At 38.5% G+C, this 17,776-nt stretch carries 11 protein-coding genes and 1 tRNA gene; 9 read left to right on the plus strand and 3 right to left on the minus strand.

The features are described 5' to 3' along the window. Nucleotides 1–91: 91 nt before the first annotated feature. From RHO14_07430 to RHO14_07455, 6 genes are all read left to right on the plus strand, one after another. Complete coding sequence (locus RHO14_07430) at nucleotides 92–4,447, plus strand: hypothetical protein (GenBank protein WVD70185.1); 4,356 nt, start codon at nucleotides 92–94, stop codon at nucleotides 4,445–4,447. A gap of 15 nt (nucleotides 4,448–4,462) precedes the next feature. Continuing rightward, a complete protein-coding gene (locus RHO14_07435) occupies nucleotides 4,463–5,146 on the plus strand; it encodes a hypothetical protein (protein ID WVD70186.1) in 684 nt (227 codons plus the stop codon). A gap of 170 nt (nucleotides 5,147–5,316) precedes the next feature. Beyond that, nucleotides 5,317–5,994 (plus strand): hypothetical protein, encoded by a 678-nt coding sequence (locus tag RHO14_07440; GenBank protein WVD70187.1) that lies wholly within the window; start codon nucleotides 5,317–5,319, stop codon nucleotides 5,992–5,994. A 1-nt stretch (nucleotide 5,995) separates the two neighbouring features. Further along, the gene (locus tag RHO14_07445) at nucleotides 5,996–6,676 is read left to right on the plus strand and encodes a hypothetical protein (protein WVD70188.1); all 681 of its coding nucleotides are present in this window, start codon (nucleotides 5,996–5,998) and stop codon (nucleotides 6,674–6,676) included. Between the two features lie 180 nt (nucleotides 6,677–6,856). Continuing rightward, on the plus strand, nucleotides 6,857–7,120 hold the full coding sequence (locus RHO14_07450) for a PAAR domain-containing protein (protein ID WVD70189.1): 264 nt from the start codon (nucleotides 6,857–6,859) through the stop codon (nucleotides 7,118–7,120). A 1-nt stretch (nucleotide 7,121) separates the two neighbouring features. Then, the gene (locus tag RHO14_07455; GenBank protein WVD70190.1) at nucleotides 7,122–8,327 is read left to right on the plus strand and encodes a hypothetical protein; all 1,206 of its coding nucleotides are present in this window, start codon (nucleotides 7,122–7,124) and stop codon (nucleotides 8,325–8,327) included. 351 nt (nucleotides 8,328–8,678) lie between these two features. Here RHO14_07455 and RHO14_07460 read toward each other — a convergent pair. The 3 genes from RHO14_07460 to lptF all read right to left on the minus strand — a co-directional run bounded on the left by RHO14_07460 (nucleotide 8,679) and on the right by lptF (nucleotide 11,083). Then, nucleotides 8,679–8,765 (minus strand) — tRNA-Leu (locus RHO14_07460). 123 nt (nucleotides 8,766–8,888) lie between these two features. Continuing rightward, the gene (gene lptG, locus RHO14_07465) at nucleotides 8,889–9,956 is read right to left on the minus strand and encodes an LPS export ABC transporter permease LptG (GenBank protein WVD70191.1); all 1,068 of its coding nucleotides are present in this window, start codon (nucleotides 9,954–9,956) and stop codon (nucleotides 8,889–8,891) included. 11 nt (nucleotides 9,957–9,967) lie between these two features. Further along, nucleotides 9,968–11,083, minus strand: a complete 1,116-nt coding sequence (gene lptF / locus RHO14_07470; protein WVD70192.1) for an LPS export ABC transporter permease LptF — start codon at nucleotides 11,081–11,083, stop codon at nucleotides 9,968–9,970. A 161-nt stretch (nucleotides 11,084–11,244) separates the two neighbouring features. On the opposite strand from lptF, the gene RHO14_07475 reads away from it, so the two are divergent. From RHO14_07475 to RHO14_07485, 3 genes are all read left to right on the plus strand, one after another. Continuing rightward, nucleotides 11,245–12,729, plus strand: coding sequence for a leucyl aminopeptidase (locus tag RHO14_07475; GenBank protein WVD70193.1), 1,485 nt, complete (start codon nucleotides 11,245–11,247; stop codon nucleotides 12,727–12,729). A gap of 66 nt (nucleotides 12,730–12,795) precedes the next feature. Next, on the plus strand, nucleotides 12,796–13,248 hold the full coding sequence (locus RHO14_07480; GenBank protein WVD70194.1) for a DNA polymerase III subunit chi: 453 nt from the start codon (nucleotides 12,796–12,798) through the stop codon (nucleotides 13,246–13,248). Between the two features lie 166 nt (nucleotides 13,249–13,414). Beyond that, nucleotides 13,415–16,282, plus strand: a complete 2,868-nt coding sequence (locus RHO14_07485) for a valine--tRNA ligase (GenBank protein ID WVD70195.1) — start codon at nucleotides 13,415–13,417, stop codon at nucleotides 16,280–16,282. The last annotated feature ends 1,494 nt before the right edge of the window (nucleotides 16,283–17,776 follow it).

Below are 17,776 nucleotides of genomic sequence, written 5' to 3' on the forward strand. Positions count from 1 at the left end.
ATCCAATTGATTTATTGATAATGGGCATAATGGATGAGGGTTAGACTGACAAAAATGGCTAGCGCGTCTATCCGTCATAAGGTGAGGTGGTATGGGAGTTGGACACAACAATCAAGAACAGCAACAGCAACAAACCGGTTTTGAACCCAAATTAATCAATGAAGCCAGTGAAAAAGAGATGGCGCTTGACAGTGGTCAGTGCGGCGCGTGTGGCCGTCGTGGTTTTCCGTTATTTTTAGTGCGCAAGTCGATTGTGCCTAAAACCTTTCAGTCAGCAACGGCTTGGGAGCAAGGCATGGTATCACTCGGTGATAGGGAGCCACAACCGGCCAGTTGGCAGGACTATCATTATGCCTATCGCACGCTCCGTGAAGGGTATGTGTATATTTTATGTAACCGCATTGGTAACACCGACGACAATAAACTTGAGATTATGGTGTATGAAGTCACCCATGGTGGGGCATTTCGGCTGCGTGAGTTTCGGGATGTGAAAGGCTCAAGGCCGAAAGAAATTCCGCAAAGCTGTGTTACTGCAAACCACCATGTGAAAGCGCAGTTTATCACCATTGATAACCGGGTCTATGATAAAGCCTGGATTGCCTATACTCCCGTGCGCTGGACGATAGCAACCCTCAAACATTACCGCAACACGGCCTCAGAGCGCGAGCAGCGTTTTAGCAAGGTTGATTTAACCCAGCAAAAAGCGACTAACGTGTCGGAGCAAGGGCGGAGTTTTGTCTTTCGTGACTTTTTAAATAAAGCCCGTTTTTTACTTGAGCTAGAATGTGACAATCGCAGTGTGTGTGATTACTTTGAGGATGAGAGCCAGCAAGGGGCGCAGCAAAGCGCTACCGCTTTGGGTGATAACCCACTGCTGAATTCAATGCGCAAAGGGCTGCTTGGCAAACAAGGCAAACTATTAACGGATTTACTGAGCTCTACTGCCTCAGCGTTAACACGTTTATTTAACCAAACGTTTTATACCGCCAGTCATTTTAACTCGCTAAATAATCCAGATGCCCGCGCCGCATTAGACTTAACGGTCAGTAAATATGAGCTTGATAAAGAGTATGGCACCGCTGAGCTAACGGCGCTAGTGGTTGAAGATAGCTTTGGTGTTGCAGAAGAGCTGGCAATTCAGCGCCGGCAACGGCTTGGCCCTGTTGCTGAGGGGCTTAGCGAGCAAAGTGAAACCAGCAAACAGGCATTAAGCCCCTTTACGCATTTAGTGCGTAATAGCAGTCATGATATTCTTTATGAGCAGCAGCGCAAAGCGGCCCAGAGTAAACTGGCCAGTGCAATGCAAGAAAGCGGCGGGCGAGATACCTTTGCCCAGTATTATCAAGAGAAAGCCGCAAGTATTAACAGCTACCCACTGGCTTATTTTACTCCTGAAGTTGCCTATGCCCGCAATCACTACCGCCATATTGAGCAATATAAAGCAGCCCTCCGTGCGTCATTTATCAACGACAGCGAAAATGAGGCTTACCTGTTTTTATTTTATAACGCATCACAAAATTATGCGCCAGGTAAAGACGATGAGCAATACGACATCGCATTTAATAATCAACAATTTACTCGCGCGAATAATGAATTAAATTTTTTAGCTAACGAAATTAGGCCGATTGATGCGCTGCCGGATATTGATAAAATTAAAGTGATTGACGTTATTGGCGAGGATGCATTAGCGGACAAACTTGGGATCGAACCGTTTGACACAGAGCGGGCAAATTTATTTTCCTCTTATTTATATTGTCGGCGGCTTAGCAAACAAGGAATTGCCAATAGCGTATCGGGCACCCAAGGGCTCGGTGATTATGAAGAAGAGAGATTAACTGAGGTACAGCAAAAGGCATTACTGGCACAGTACGCTAAAATGAGTAAAGGGCCGGATATCAATTTTGTTAATAGCGTAAAGGTGGTTAAGTTTTATAATTTAAAAAACATCAAAGACACCATTACTGATAAAAAACTTATCCGTACCTGGGATGAGCGTAAAAAACGCTTAAATCAATCCTCGGTTGGTAATTATGAGCAGCTTGAGAAAGACGGTTACGCTTCGTTATTTAAATATGTTGATGATAGCTCAAAAGACTATTATCACTACCTCATTTGGCTGTTTGGTGAGGATATCAGTTATTATCAAACTGACAAGGCGGAGACAAAAGCCTCACTACCGAAGGCACTCAACACACTGCCTTTTTGGCGTAACGAGATTATCCCCAATAGCTCGGATATGCACTTGAGTTTTTTAATCACATTTTTGATAATCCTTGATAGTGATAATATTGGTACGATGACGTTACCTTTACATGCGGCATTGTGGGGCCTGTTATTTAATAATACGCAGTCGATTTATTTTTATTTACTCGGCGATATCGCACCTGAAACGGCGCCAACCCCCGAGCATGCAAAAACTTATTGGAATACTGAGCTTGCCGCAACGCAGTCCGAATCCGCGCAGGCCCCTAACACAAGCACATTATCGCAAAATTCAGATACTGACACTGGTTTTTCGATACCGGGTTTTGGCGGTAAAGAGCTCAATGATACGATTAAGGACACCTTAGGGCTTGAGTTAAAAGAAAATATGACCTTAACGAAAATACTGGCTGAAAAGATGATTGCGACGTGCCTTGAAGGGGTCAATAAAGCGGTTAGTAATCAGGTTCACATTGACGACTTAATGGCGCGCAGTCATTTTGTAAAGGTGATCAACCTATTTAAAGGTAATAATATTGAGCGGGTAAGGCAATACCAAGTGACGATGACGGTAAAAGGATTGCAGCAGTATTTAAGTAAGATGGATGAGTTTACGCCTTTCTTTTTTAATGAGCAGATGAAGACCAACAAAGGCAATATTATCAACGTCATGCAAAATAGGCAAGGTCGCTGGCATATTCCTCAAGGGGCGGGGGCGAATGAAAAAGTGACGGTGAATATGTTGATGGCCTTTGAAAATCCGGAAAATCAGCAAAAATTTGAAGATGCTTTGAAGCGAAGTCAGAACGGCGCTTTCGCTAAGGCGACTTTAAAAGAGCTTAAGCCTAATATTATTGAGATGAATAATACGCCGTTTGATGATACCGATATTGATACGTTGTCGACAATTGTACGGGGAGCAAGGCAGCAGCGTTATATTGAAATTATCGATACTTCATCGAGTTTTGTACTCGGTGGGGTGAGTCTCTACTTTCAGGTAATGGGTTTACGGAGTTTGCAAAAGCAGATTGATACGTTCAAAGACCCAGTAAGTAAAACGATTATGCAGCTGAAAGTGATGAGCGGTTATGCGGCAATGATAGTGACGGCAACCGAGCTTGTGATGCGAGGGGCAAAACTGATGATGCTTGCACCGTCTTCCTCATTACAGCTATTTTTAGGCCGCAGTAGCACTTTATATAGTTATTTAAATAAATACCTAGATGCGGTCGGCGCGGTGGGTAAAATTATTGGGGTGGTTGATAGTGCAATGGCACTTGCTCAGTCGATAATGAGTCTCAATGAGGGTAACACCGGGGCAAGGGTTGCCGTTGCGAGCAGTGTGTTAAGTGTCGTGACATCGCTAGCCGCTTTTGCAAATGGGGTGCCGGTGTGGGGGCAAATCGCCTTTATTTTTATTAGCATTGGTGCGGCGATTATTACGGCTATTTATTACAATGATGGCAATGAATGGGATGAGATAGATAAGTGGCTCAATCGCAGTATGCTGGGCAACTTTGATTTTCACGCCTCAAAATACCCACCGTACTACCTGCCAACGCCAGTTTGCATGCAGCTATCGCAGCAAGATTACTATTTGGCAGTCAATGGGGGGCGCTGTTTACTTGAGAGTGAATCAGGGTTTATGAGTAATCAATATGACCTTTATCTGGATTTGCGGCTACCTGATTTTAATTCTCAAAAATCAGACTTTAAAGGAACGGTGACGATTAAAAAAGTATTGTCTGCGAAGACCGCGCCTGATTTTAACCCCGGTACGATGCGTGGGTCGCTGATGTTACCTGGGAAAAAGGTTATATCTGAGCCCGTCACCCTATCGGCAACGCTTCAAATCGAATATGGCGATAAACAATTGGCCATTACGTCATCCGCTGAGTCCGATTACTTTACTCCTAGAACAGAAAAGGAGTTGGACAGTAAAAAAGAGATGTATCGTTTCGATAAAAAGGAAGAGAAAGAACCAAGTGATGATGCGTTACTATGGGATAGATTAATGGCGGTAACAACAGGGGAAACTTTACCAGTAGATAGTACTCCACCTGGAAATAAAGCTGAGCTAGCAGATAACCCAACGGGGCTGTTTTTGATTAAACAAAAACTGGGGCAAGTTACTGGTGGTCATGAAGTGACTATTTCGGTTAACTATTGGCCCAATGGTTTTACTGACAAAGATGGTAAAGAGTTAACACCATACTTACTTTCTTACCACTATAAAAAAGGTTAATTAAAGGTAATAAAAATGAACAAATTACTATTTATCGGGTTAGTAACGCTAAGCACTCTAGGGTTAACGGCGTGTGACAATTATCCCTATAAAGAAAAAATTCAACGAGGCTATGATTGGAATAACCAAACGGGTGATAAAGCGATTTGCATGATGCTGGGGGACGTGTCGCTATCGATGTACCCCTACACCATTAAATATATGGAAGGGGAAGATTTGCCTTTTTCCAACTACAATAGCCGTTCCGCTTATTTTAATCGAGTGAAAAATGAAAACTTTCGTTATTTTACTCAGCTTGATTTTTTTACCGAGGAAGAAGTGGGTGAAACAGAGGGTAAACCGCTATATCGCTATCAATTAACGGATTTGGGGCGCAAGTATGTTGATTGGTTTCAAAATGGGACCAACTTCTGCTTTGGTCGGGTGGTTGTAGATTCGATTGACGGGACTAAAGATATTATTAATGGTGTGGGAGGAGGCAAAGAGCGTGATGTCTCTATCACCTACCATATTGAAAATATTCCTGACTGGGTAAAAAACTCGGATGCGTATGCGCGTTATCGCTATCCTAAAGAGATGACAACTGGTGAAAAACTTCCTGGTCGGCACACGTTTAAGGTATTAAGAAACGATAAATTAGAGACAATTACAGGCGTAAGTCGCATTTATCAATGGGCAACACGGTCAGATGATAAATAAAAGGCTATTTTGGATTAGTTTATTGAGTTTAAGTATTTTACGGCTAACCGCCTGTGATAACTACCTCGGTCAATTACTGGCCAAATGGGCAGAAAGATAAAGACGGTAAGGCGATAACGCCGTACTTGCTTTCTTATCATTATAAAAAAGATTAATTGAGGTAGCATAAAATGAAAAAACGATTATTGATAGGCTTAATGGTAATTAGTAGTTTGCTTTTAACTGCCTGTGACAATTATCCGTATAAAACAGATATCCAAGAAATTTACGATTGGAATAACCAAACGGGTGAAAAAGCCATTTGTATGATGGTAGGGCGTGTTACTGAATCAATGTACCCCTATACTATTTACTATATGGAGGGAGAGAATTTGCCTTTTTCCCCAAAAACTCAAAAAGCAAATTTTAATCGGCTAAAAAATGAAAGCCTTCATTTTTTTAGTGGGTTAGGTTTTTTTACTGAGGAAAAAGTGGGTGAAACCGAGGGTAAACCAATCTATCGCTATCAGCTAACAGATTTGGGGCGCAAGTATGTTGACTGGACATTTGGCGAAACTAACTTCTGTTTTGGGCGGATTGTAGTGGATTCTATCGACAGTACTAAAGATATTGTTAATGGTGTGGGAGGGGGTAAAGAGCGGGATGTTTATATCCGCTATCATGTGGAAAATATCCCCGACTGGGTAAAAAACTCAGATGCCTATAATCGTTTTCGTTATTCTAAAAAAGTGACAACTGGTGAGCAATTATCCGGTATACACTCTTACCGGGTATTACGTAATGATAAATTAGAACCTATTACGGGGGTCAGCAGAACTTTTCAATGGGCTACAAGTTCGGCTAAATAAAATGAAAAAACGATTATTGATCGGCTTAATGGTAATTAGTAGTTTACTCCTAACGGCTTGTGATAACTACCCGTATAAAACTGATATTCAAGAGACCTATGACTGGAATAATCAAAGCGGCAATAAAGCAATTTGCATGGTTGTGGGTGACGTGTCGCTATCGATGTATCCCTACACCATTAAATATATGGAAGGGGAAGATTTACCTTACGACAGCGGTTTAAAAGAAGCGTATTTTAATCGATTAGAAAATGAGAACTTTCGTTATTTTACTCAGCTCGGTTTTTTTACCGAGGAAAAAGTGGGTGAAACAGAGGGTAAACCGCTCTATCGCTATCAACTAACAGATTTGGGGCGTCAATATGTTTATAGTGGAATTGGCGGTACTAATTTCTGCTTTGGGCGGGTGGTTATAGATTCGATTGACGGGACTAAAGATATTATTAATGGTGTGGGAGGAGGCAAAGAGCGTGATGTCTCTATCACCTACCATATTGAAAATATTCCTGATTGGATAAAAAACTCGGATGCGTATGCGCGTTATCGTTACTCTAAAAAGGTAACAACCGGTGAAAAACTGTCTGGTCGGCACACTTTTAAGGTATTAAGAAACGATAAATTAGAGACAATTACAGGGGTAAATCGTATTTATCAATGGGCAACACGGTCAGATGATAAATAAAAGACTATTTTGGATTAGTTTATTAAGCGTAAGTAGTTTACTCCTAACGGCTTGTGATAACTTCCCGTATAAAGAAAAAATCCAGCGTGGCTATGACTGGAATAATCAAAGCGGCGATAAAGCGATTTACATGATAGTAGATAGTCTTTTATCGCTAATAATAAAATATAAGGAGCAATTATGCGCAGTGTGATTCGACTTGGAGACAGTACTGATCATGGTGGGCAAGTCATTTCTGCATCAAGCACTATGATGGTTAAGGGGAAGGGCGTTGCTCGTGTTGGTGATAAAGTTAGTTGCCCACGTAAAGGGCATGGTGTTACCACTATTATTGAGGGGGATAGTCGAATGAAAGATCAGGGCCAACCGATAGCACTTGATGGTCATCATGCTGGCTGTGGCTGCGCGCTTATCTCTTCATTATCAAACGTGGGTATAAAGTAAGATGGCAATTTATTTTGAGCGACTTCCCGAAAAACAGATCGCACCGCAATTTCCACGTTGGTGGGTTTGGCCATTATTATTCATTTTATTTTTAATTATCGGTGCGTCAATTACGCTCTCTATTAGCCTTGATAACACGATCTCAAATGGCTGGTTTTTAGGTGGTGTATTTTTTATCCCGCTGGTTAGTTGGATTTTTGTCGCTGGCTTTTGGTTTTATTGGCTCACGTATTGTCAAGATTACGCGATTAGTTGGAATAAGCAGTATGATGCAAGGTATGCCGAGTTAACACTGGCGGGGCAACAACCGCTTTATGTGCTTTTTAGTGCGCTTTATACTGAGCAAGGGTATCAAGGAACGGCACAAAAAATAACAAAGGAAGGTGTTTCCATCCAAACTAAAATGCCTTATCAAGGCACTAAAGCGGTGGCTCATAGTAAGTTAGTTTTTGAGGATGATTTGCTACTTACAACACTTGATTTGCGGGCAAAAAATTTATTTGAACGCCTTTATAAGCAAATTAGCCCTATTTTTATTGAGCCTTGGATTCATTATCCTATTCATGTTCGATTTTGCGTAGATACCGAGCTTGACCAAAAACAGCTGCTAGCGTTATGGCAAAACGTGTTTTCATCTTATCGCTTTGTAAGTATTGAGTTTATTGAACCGACACAAAGTAGCTGGCTTATTGATACATGGATTGATAATGATATTGATGGGTTATTGCTTGTTGTCTCAATGCATTTATTCGATTCGCCGCAAGAAAAAGAAGGCGAAGCCTTTAGTGCATTATTATTAGCCGGTGAGAGTATACTTTCTGATAAGAAAGCAAAAGAGGCAATTACAACGCAATCGGTGGAATTAGTCACATTACATCGCCCTGAAATCGGCCACGACCTTGATAAAGTCATTCATCACGGAGTACTTTGGGGCGCAAAAGAGGCAGCGGAATTAACCACAGTTTGGTATAGCCATATTGAGCTTGATAGTGTGCCGATGATTGCAACAAAGCTTGATGAGCAAGGAATTAAACTTAAGCATATGTACCATTTAGATAATACCATCGGTCACACTGGCAATTGTGCTTACTTTACCGCATTAGCGCTCGCTAGCGAACATGCTCGTAGCACTGAAGATAAGCAATTGGTTGTTTGTCAAGGAGACGAGATGAGCGCCTCCGTGGTGATGAGGTCTATACTTTTATAGTTTTCTATTATAAATTTTCTTAAAAAGTATAAGCAATCAATCCAGCAAGTAAATTATCAAAAATAAACCTACAAAATTTTATTTAGTTTTGTAGGTTTATTTTTGATACTAGCTAATATTTTAACTGTAATAAAATTAAATCAGTATATTGTTGCTCGCCTTTTATATCAGTCATTTGTATTTATTTGTGGGTAAAAATCAAAATCGAACCGCTTTTACCTCATTTTTACCCACAACTGTATTTGATGTGAGGTAATTTCAGTTAACCTCAGTTGACAAACTAATATCAATAAAGCTCAGTAGGGCATATTTAACGCATAAAAAAACCTGCTAGCAGCAGGTTTTAAAATTTGGTGCCTGAGGTCGGACTCGAACCGACACGCTTTTAAAGGCGGCGGATTTTGAATCCGCTGCGTCTACCGATTTCGCCACTCAGGCATAGAAGGTAAATAGAGTAAACTTTGGCATTATACTAAGCTGCGCAGTCCTTGCAACTATAATTATTGTTTTTTCCTTTAGTTGCTGAAAAAATCACCTTTAATTGAGTTAATCAGTCAATTATCATGTTTTGCGGCTAAACAAAAAGTAACTAAGAGCCAAGAAGGCAACACTTGTTAGCATTGCGCCTAATACGGGCGGCAAGCCCATAACAACACTGAGTTGTGCAAATAAGCTATCTGCAACAAAGAAGATGAAGCCACCAAAGACACCAGTAATAACACGCACGCCCATCGGAACGCTACGTAGCGGACCAAAAATAAACGATAGGGCAAGTAACATCATTACCGCAACCGACAGTGGTTTTAATAGTTTTTTCCAAAATAGTAACTGGTAATTACTTGAATCAAGTTCTGATGATTTTAAGTACTGAGCATATTTATATAGCCCTGATATTGATAGCGAATCAGGATCTTGAGCAACAATACTGAGTTTATCTGGTGTTATCGTCGTATGCCACTCCATCGACAGCAAATTCGAGCCTTTCACTTCGCTTGGATCGGTAAGATCTGTCTTATCAACTTGAACAAGCTGCCAAGCATTATTTTCAAATTTACCATACGATGCATGGGTAATTGATTCTAATTCACTATTGCTATTTACTAAAAAAATATCAATATCAGCAATCGAATTATCGGATTCAACTTTACCGATATGAACGTAATCATTGCCATCTTTAGCCCAAATACTATTTTTGTTGGAAATTAGCGACCCACCATAGGCTTTTTCTGAGCGCATATTTCTTGCGGTTTGCTCACCTATTGGCGCAACCCATTCACCGATCGCCATCACAATTAAAACTAGTGGTATTGCTGTTTTTAGTACGGCTTTAATAATATGTAAGCGGCTAAAACCAGACGTTTGCATCACAACAAGCTCACTTTTTGATGCAAGCATGCCAAGGCCAATTAATGAACCAAGTAGGGCGGCAATAGGAAAAAATACCTCTAAATCTTTAGGCACCATCAGTAATGCATATAATGCAGCAGATAAAGCGTCATAATCAGCTTTGACACGTCTTAATTGATCAATAAAGCGAATAATGCCCGATAGGCTAACGAGCAAAAATAACGTCATACCTATCATGCTTAAAATTGTTTTACCTATATAACGATCTAAAATAGATAGCATACAAAATGTCCTTATGATGCAAAGCGGCTAGGGATATATCGATAACGAAACTTTCTCATTGGTATGCTATCCCAAATATTAAAAATGACTGCCATCAAAAAATAAATACCATTAACAAAGTTAAACCAAAAAGTCGGGTCGATTCGGCCTTTACTGGCATGTGCTTTAATCGAGCTTTCAAGTAAAAAGTAGACCAAGTAGAGTAAAATTGCGGGTAAGATCCTTGCCAAACGTCCTTGCCTTGGATTTGATGCACTCATTGGAATAACTAAAAATGCCATTAAAGGAACGGAAATGATTAAAGATACTCGCCAATAATATTCAGCTTTAGATTTTGGTGTATTAATTTCCCTAAGTTCAGCAAAAGATAACTGTTCAACTTTATCTTTAGCTTCATCTTCTGATAAAACTTGAGTTTTAGGCTTAATAATTGCTTGATAATTATTAAAATGAGAAATTCTAAAATCTCTTAATTGAGCTGTCCCTTCATAGCGATTAGCATCATCAAGAACAATGATTTGGTTACCTTCAACATCACTGGCTATTTTACCTTTATTCGCCAAAATAACGGATGGGCGAGCAGTATTAACGGGGTCAGTTTGTGCAATAAAAATTTGTTTAATATTGCTATGCTCAACTTGACCAATGTAAATAACCGAATCACCTTTGGGGGTAGTTTGAAATTGCCCCGCAAGTAGGCCTGCAAGGCTAGGATTGAGTTTAGCGTTTTCAACTAATTGCTCTTCTTGCACGCTAGACCATGGCCCAAACCAAACCAAATTAGCGGCACTTAAGCAGCAAGTAATAATAGAAAGAAAAACCACTACTTGATAAATGATCCGTTTTTTAACGCCGCACGCATACATCGCCACCATTTCACTATCTGTATAAAAGCGACCAAAGGCGACTAAAATACCTAAAAATAGGCTTAGGGGTAAAATCAATTGTGCCATACTCGATACCCCTAACAATAAAAGGGGCATAACTAAATTATTGGGCACATCACCACTAACCACACTAGAGAGGATCCTTATCAGCTTTTGTGAGAAAAAGATCATAAATAGGATTAATAAAATGGCTAGTTGTGTTTTGAATGTTTCTTTTATGATGTAACGACGAATAATCACGTATTAAGCCTGCAAACTGTAAAATTCATAAAATAAATTGATTCATTATAACGTGAAATCCTATTTTCCGTTATTAATTTTTTGTTGATATGAATTTGTTACGCGTTAGAATGGTGACATTACATTCTAAATAATAAAAATATTTATTTAAGGGATTTTTCATGAATTTTGAAATTAAAAATAATGCTGTGTTTAAACAAAAAGTTGATTGCTTAATTTTACCTGTTTATCAAGATAAAACGCAATTAGATACGTTACAAGAATTTGAACAGTTAACTCACAATCTCGTTAGTGGTTTAATCAAAAAAGGCGATTTTCATGGAAAATTAGGTGAAACCTTGGTCCTTTATAATCTCCCTAACATTACAGCAAGTAAAGTTTTACTTATCGGTATTGGTGATAAAAAAAGTAATATCGTCGATAGCGCTAATAAAATAAGCCAAAGTGTTGCAAGCCAACTGACAGCATTAAATAGTAAACAAATCGCTGTTGCAATGCCAAATTTAACAAAAACAGAGGTATATAGTTTTGTTAGGCGCTTTATTGAAGGCATTATTTATAATTGTTACCACTTTGATCAATACCAAAGCACTAAAGCTGATAAAATTAAAACAGAAAAAATCGTATTATCGATTACTGATAAAACGCTAGTAGAGCAAGCTAAGTTAGGATTAACCCATGGTAGCGCCATTGCTAAAGGCGTTGCGGCAACAAGAACAATTGCAAATCAGCCCTCTAACGTATGTAATGCGCAATATTTAGCTGATAGCGCGAAACAACTAACCGAGCAGTTTAGCAACTTAAAAGCCTCTTATTATGATGAAAAAGCATTAGCCAAATTAGGTATGAATGCGTATTTGGCCGTTGGGCAAGGTTCACAAAATGAATCAATTATGACCGTAATTGAATATCGTGGCGCTAAAGATAAAAAGGCGCAGCCCATCGTTTTTGTCGGTAAAGGGTTAACGTTCGACTCAGGTGGAATATCGATTAAACCTTCTGCTGGCATGGATGAAATGAAATACGATATGTGCGGCGCTGCAACCGTTTATGGCGTAATGCAAACCATTGCAGAATTAAATTTGCCGGTTAACGTAATTGGCGTTATGGCTGGATGTGAGAATATGCCAGGTACTGGCGCTTATCGCCCTGGGGATATTTTAACAACATTATCGGGCCAAACGGTTGAAGTTATTAATACTGATGCTGAAGGTCGCTTAGTATTGTGTGATGTATTAACTTTTGTTGAACGTTTTAAACCAGCTTGTGTTATTGATATTGCAACCTTAACCGGCGCTTGTATTGTAGCGTTAGGTCATCATTATACTGGCATTATGGGAAATGATAATAAACTTGTTGAACAGTTAGTTACAGCCTCAAATCAATCGAATGATAAAGCTTGGCAGCTACCGCTAGATGATGATTTTCAACAGCAAATCAAATCAACATGCGCCGATATTGTCAATTCAGCAGGGCGAGATGGTGGAACCATTACAGCGGCTTGCTTTTTATCTCGTTTTACTAAAAATTATCATTGGGCTCACCTTGATATTGCAGGCACAGCTTGGGTATCTGGTGCTAAAAAAGGGGCGACCGGCCGCCCAGTTAGCCTATTAGTTGAATATTTATTACGGCAGGCTCGTTAATTTTTTTGTTGTAATAGCAAATTCTAGTATAAAATTTAAAGATATCATTAAGTGGAGTAATAATAGTTGAAGAAAGTTATATTTTACCTGATCGAAGATGAAGCGCAGCTTGCTGATAAACTATTATTACCCCATGAAAAATTGGCTTGTGAAAAAATTATTGCTAGTTGGCAACAAGGATTTCGTATCCTTGTTAACTGTCAAGATCAGCTACAAGCTGAAAAGATAGATGAATACCTATGGCAACAAGATTCAGCAAGTTTTGTACCGCATAATTTAGTTGGTGAAGGCATGCCTAGTGGCTCACCAGTTGAAATAGCTTGGAGTGGTAAAAAAGGGAATAACAACCGCCACTTACTGATAAATTTACAAGAATCATTTCCAGAGTTTGCAACAATGTATCGAGAGATCATTGATTTTGTGCCCTTTGAAAATCGATTAAAAATGCTAGCACGAGAGCGTTATATTGCTTACAAAAATGTCGGCTTCAATTTAAAAACCATCAACGTAAAAGCATAATGATTGGGAAATAATACCTGTTTTATGTCGAATAATTGAGTTTATCTGATTTTTATCGGTTACCAATCGCATTATTCCATTTTTATCTATGCGCAATTTGTTGTAGAATATTGCCCATTTATTTGTATTTATTGTTTGCCCTATGTGGCTGGATCTGAAAAGTATTATGAAAATAACATTAGATAAAACCTATAATCCTCAAGAGATTGAACAACCCATCTATACACATTGGGAAAACAGTGGCTACTTTAAGCCTAATGGCGATAAATCTGCGCCAAGTTACTGCATCGCAATTCCGCCACCAAATGTTACCGGCAGTTTGCATATGGGTCATGCTTTCCAGCAAACTATTATGGATGCACTGATCCGTTATTACCGCATGCAAGGTAATAATACCTTATGGCAATCGGGTACCGATCATGCAGGTATTGCAACCCAAATGGTGGTTGAGCGCAAAATTGCAGCGGAAGAAAATAAAACCCGACACGATTATGGACGTGATGCTTTTATTGACAAAATTTGGCAATGGAAAGCCGAATCCGGTGGCAGCATAACGAAACAAATGCGCCGTTTAGGTGACTCAGTTGATTGGGATCGTGAACGCTTTACCATGGATGACGGTTTATCAAACGCGGTTAAAGAAGTTTTTGTTCGCTTATATAAAGAAGATTTGATCTATCGAGGCAAACGACTCGTTAACTGGGATCCAAAATTACGCACAGCGATCTCAGATCTAGAAGTTGAGAATAAAGATGTTAAAGGATCAATGTGGCATATTCGCTACTCGCTGGTAGATGGCGCAAAAACCGCTGATGGAAAAGACTATTTAGTTGTTGCAACAACTCGGCCTGAAACTTTACTCGGTGATACTGGTATTGCAGTTAATCCTGAAGATCCAAGATACAAAGCCCTTATTGGTAAATATGTTATGGTGCCATTTGTTAATCGACGTATCCCGATTTTAGGTGATGAACACGCCGATATGACCAAAGGTACTGGCTGCGTAAAAATCACACCGGCTCATGATTTTAATGACTATGAAGTAGGTAAACGCCATAATCTACCAATGATTAATATTTTTACCTTTGATGGTGATATTCGCCAGCAAGCTGAAGTATTTAATACCAATGGTGAAGCATCAACAGACTACAGCGCTGACTTACCATCGCAATATCAAGGTTTAGAGCGCTTTGCAGCTCGTAAAGCGATCGTTGCTGCGTGTGAAGCATTCGCTATTTTAGATAAAATTGAACCCCATGATTTAACCATTCCTTATGGCGATCGTGGCGGGGTTGTGATTGAGCCAATGCTTACCGACCAATGGTATGTAAGAACCAAGCCACTTGCAGAAGTTGCGATTGATGCGGTTAAAAGCGGTGAAATCCAGTTTGTACCAAAACAATATGAAAATATGTATTTTTCGTGGATGAATGATATCCAAGATTGGTGTATTTCAAGGCAATTATGGTGGGGACATCGAATTCCGGCTTGGTATGACGAGCAAGGCCATGTTTATGTTGGCCGCACGGAAGATGAAGTTCGACGTGAAAACAACATTGCAAGTGACATCAAATTAACCCAAGATGATGACGTACTTGATACTTGGTTCTCGTCAGGGCTTTGGACATTCTCAACCTTAGGTTGGCCTGAAAATACCGATGACTTAAAAACCTTCCATCCAACCGATGTATTGGTGACCGGTTTTGATATCATCTTCTTCTGGGTTGCCAGAATGATAATGCTAACCATGCACTTTATTAAAGATGAAAATGGCAAGCCACAAGTACCGTTTAAAACGGTCTATGTCACTGGCTTAATTCGTGATGAAGAAGGACAAAAAATGTCTAAATCTAAAGGTAACGTAATTGATCCTTTAGATATGATTGATGGGATCTCATTATCTGATTTATTAGCAAAACGTACTGGTAATATGATGCAGCCTCAGTTAGCTGAAAAAATAGCTAAACGCACTGAAAAACAGTTCCCAAATGGCATTGAACCTCATGGCACCGATGCGCTGCGCTTTACGTTAGCAGCCCTTGCATCGACTGGTCGTGATATTAATTGGGATTTAAAGCGTTTAGAAGGTTACCGTAATTTTTGTAATAAACTTTGGAATGCCAGCCGCTACGTACTAATGAATACCCAGGAGCATGATTGTGGCTTTAATGGCGGTGAGCTAGAATATTCATTAGCCGATAAGTGGATCTTAGCTGAGTTTAATCAAACGATTAAAGCCTATCAAGAAGCGTTTGCAACGTATCGTTTTGATATGGCGTCGGGTATATTATATGAATTTACTTGGAATCAATTTTGTGATTGGTATTTAGAGCTAACCAAATCAGCGATTGCTAATGGTAATGCAAATCAGCAGCGCGCAGCTCGCCATACATTAATCTCAGTACTTGAAGGATTGCTAAGGCTTGCTCATCCAATTATTCCATTTATTACCGAAGCAATTTGGCAAAATGTAAAAGGGTTAATGGGGATCACAGCTGACACGATTATGCTACAAAAAATGCCAACATATGACGCTAAATGGCATGATGAACAAGCTGTTAACGACCTTAATTGGATAAAACAAGTCGTTATCGCAGTACGTAATATTCGTGCTGAAATGAATATAGCACCAAGTAAAGCATTAACATTACTGATTAGAGATGCTAGTGCTATCACGCACCGTCGCATAAGTGACAATGTCACATTTATTGAGTCATTAGCGCGTTTATCTGAAATTATTATGTTAGATGACGGTGAAAAAGGACCAATGTCGGTAACGAAATTAGTTGAAGGTGCTGAATTACTAATTCCGATGGCTGGCTTAATTAATAAAGACGATGAGCTTGCTCGTTTACGTAAAGAAATTGAGCGCATGGATAATGAAATTAATCGTATTACGACTAAATTATCTAATCCTGGTTTTGTTGATAAAGCGCCTGAAGCGGTAGTTGCTAAAGAGCAAGAAAAACGCCAAGGTTACCAAGATGATAAAGTAAAATTATTAGAACAGTACGCTGAAATCGAAAAACTGTAATTTAAGCGAAATGTTACTTTTAAAGCCTGCTAATCAAGCAGGCTTTTTTTATACTAAAAATAAGCGACTAACACATAAAAATAATGAAACATATCACCATAAATAGATAGTAGAGCCAAAATCTTCATCAAATTAATCATTACAAATATTTTGCACGACAAACCAATCATATAAAAATAGAATAGGGGAGGCTCACTCAGCACAGCCAATACGGACAATAACAAACGTATTGAAATCATAAATAAAAATCACCTTATCATTACACTGTCACTTAAATTATTATATTAACCATGATAAATATCGATAAAGTCATCAAGATCATCGATATGTGGTTATTATGAAGGCTAAATAGCAATATAAGTGTAAATATATCGTTACAATAAAACTCATTCACAAGTTATCCACAAGCAAGAAACATTAAGAACTATTTTTTCTTAACATTAAGAAATGTATCATTTTTTAATGCGCATTTTATGCGTTATGAATAATTTATTCCAAGTAAGTAAGGTATTGGCTTATAAATGACTTTGAGCCATTTTCATTTAGCAAATAACCTAAGCAATAAACCTAAATACCCACAAAAACCGTGTGTAAAACGGTTGATAACTAACAAATCCTGATCTGATTCAAGGCGTTATTCGTAAGGACGAAATATAACCATAAGCATTAGAAAATTTAATCGCACACTAAAAGCGACTTAATTAATACGTTCCTTCAGCGAATTTATCCGGTTATTTGACGAGTTCAATGCATTTTAGTATCAGTAAATGGTTTTAAATAAGCGGTATTTTATTTGCGCTATAAGTTTACATCTTCCTTTATAAGATATTTGTAATTTGATAAGCATTAAATTGGAACATCAAATAACGCTAACATAGGCAATTATTTGCAGCGCATTAATTTAATCAAATATATTTCAATCATTTTAATAATATCGAATTTACGATCAAATCATTATTTGATCAGTCATAAAACATTTAATGGCAACATTAAACCTTCAGAGTTTGAAAATAGCTCAAAACTGTATAAATACACAGTTTAACATAATATACATTATTCTAATGAATTGATTTTAAACGATATTTATTTATTTTCATAAGATAAGTTATTTTATACGATAAATTTTGAATATCGATCACACAAGTAAGGCGTTACCGTTTGGCGTAAAAAATTTTGTAAAGATTTTTATATTGTTTGAGTTATTAATTTGGTTAACTTCGTTTGTTGCTTAAAAATCTATCTTGGTTCGCATAATGTATATTATGTTAAACAAGATATTATTTATAATTAATATTAATCAACATCATACCTATCACCACTCTTTATAAGTAAATACACACTAACCAAAAGAATATTTTCATCTTTCAGCCAAGTTAAGGCTATTTTTACAGTGAAAAATTAGTGCCCAAAAAATAAAATAATGTTCTTTTAGATAAAATTATTTAAAATATTTACCAAATAATAATAGGTAATTCTTGAGATTTAGAATAAAAC

The sequence above is a fragment of the Orbaceae bacterium lpD04 genome (assembly GCA_036251935.1).
Lineage (GTDB): Bacteria > Pseudomonadota > Gammaproteobacteria > Enterobacterales > Orbaceae > Orbus > Orbus wheelerorum.

What these genes read in the sequence shown, in the direction of transcription:
- RHO14_07430 (WVD70185.1), top strand. Translation starts at nt 92, where the DNA reads ATGGGAGTTGGACACAACAATCAAGAACAGCAACAGCAACAAACCGGT.
- RHO14_07435 (WVD70186.1), top strand. Translation starts at nt 4,463, where the DNA reads ATGAACAAATTACTATTTATCGGGTTAGTAACGCTAAGCACTCTAGGG.
- RHO14_07440 (WVD70187.1), top strand. Translation starts at nt 5,317, where the DNA reads ATGAAAAAACGATTATTGATAGGCTTAATGGTAATTAGTAGTTTGCTT.
- RHO14_07445 (WVD70188.1), top strand. Translation starts at nt 5,996, where the DNA reads ATGAAAAAACGATTATTGATCGGCTTAATGGTAATTAGTAGTTTACTC.
- RHO14_07450 (WVD70189.1), top strand. Translation starts at nt 6,857, where the DNA reads ATGCGCAGTGTGATTCGACTTGGAGACAGTACTGATCATGGTGGGCAA.
- RHO14_07455 (WVD70190.1), top strand. Translation starts at nt 7,122, where the DNA reads ATGGCAATTTATTTTGAGCGACTTCCCGAAAAACAGATCGCACCGCAA.
- lptG (WVD70191.1), bottom strand. Translation starts at nt 9,956, where the DNA reads ATGCTATCTATTTTAGATCGTTATATAGGTAAAACAATTTTAAGCATG.
- RHO14_07475 (WVD70193.1), top strand. Translation starts at nt 11,245, where the DNA reads ATGAATTTTGAAATTAAAAATAATGCTGTGTTTAAACAAAAAGTTGAT.
- RHO14_07485 (WVD70195.1), top strand. Translation starts at nt 13,415, where the DNA reads ATGAAAATAACATTAGATAAAACCTATAATCCTCAAGAGATTGAACAA.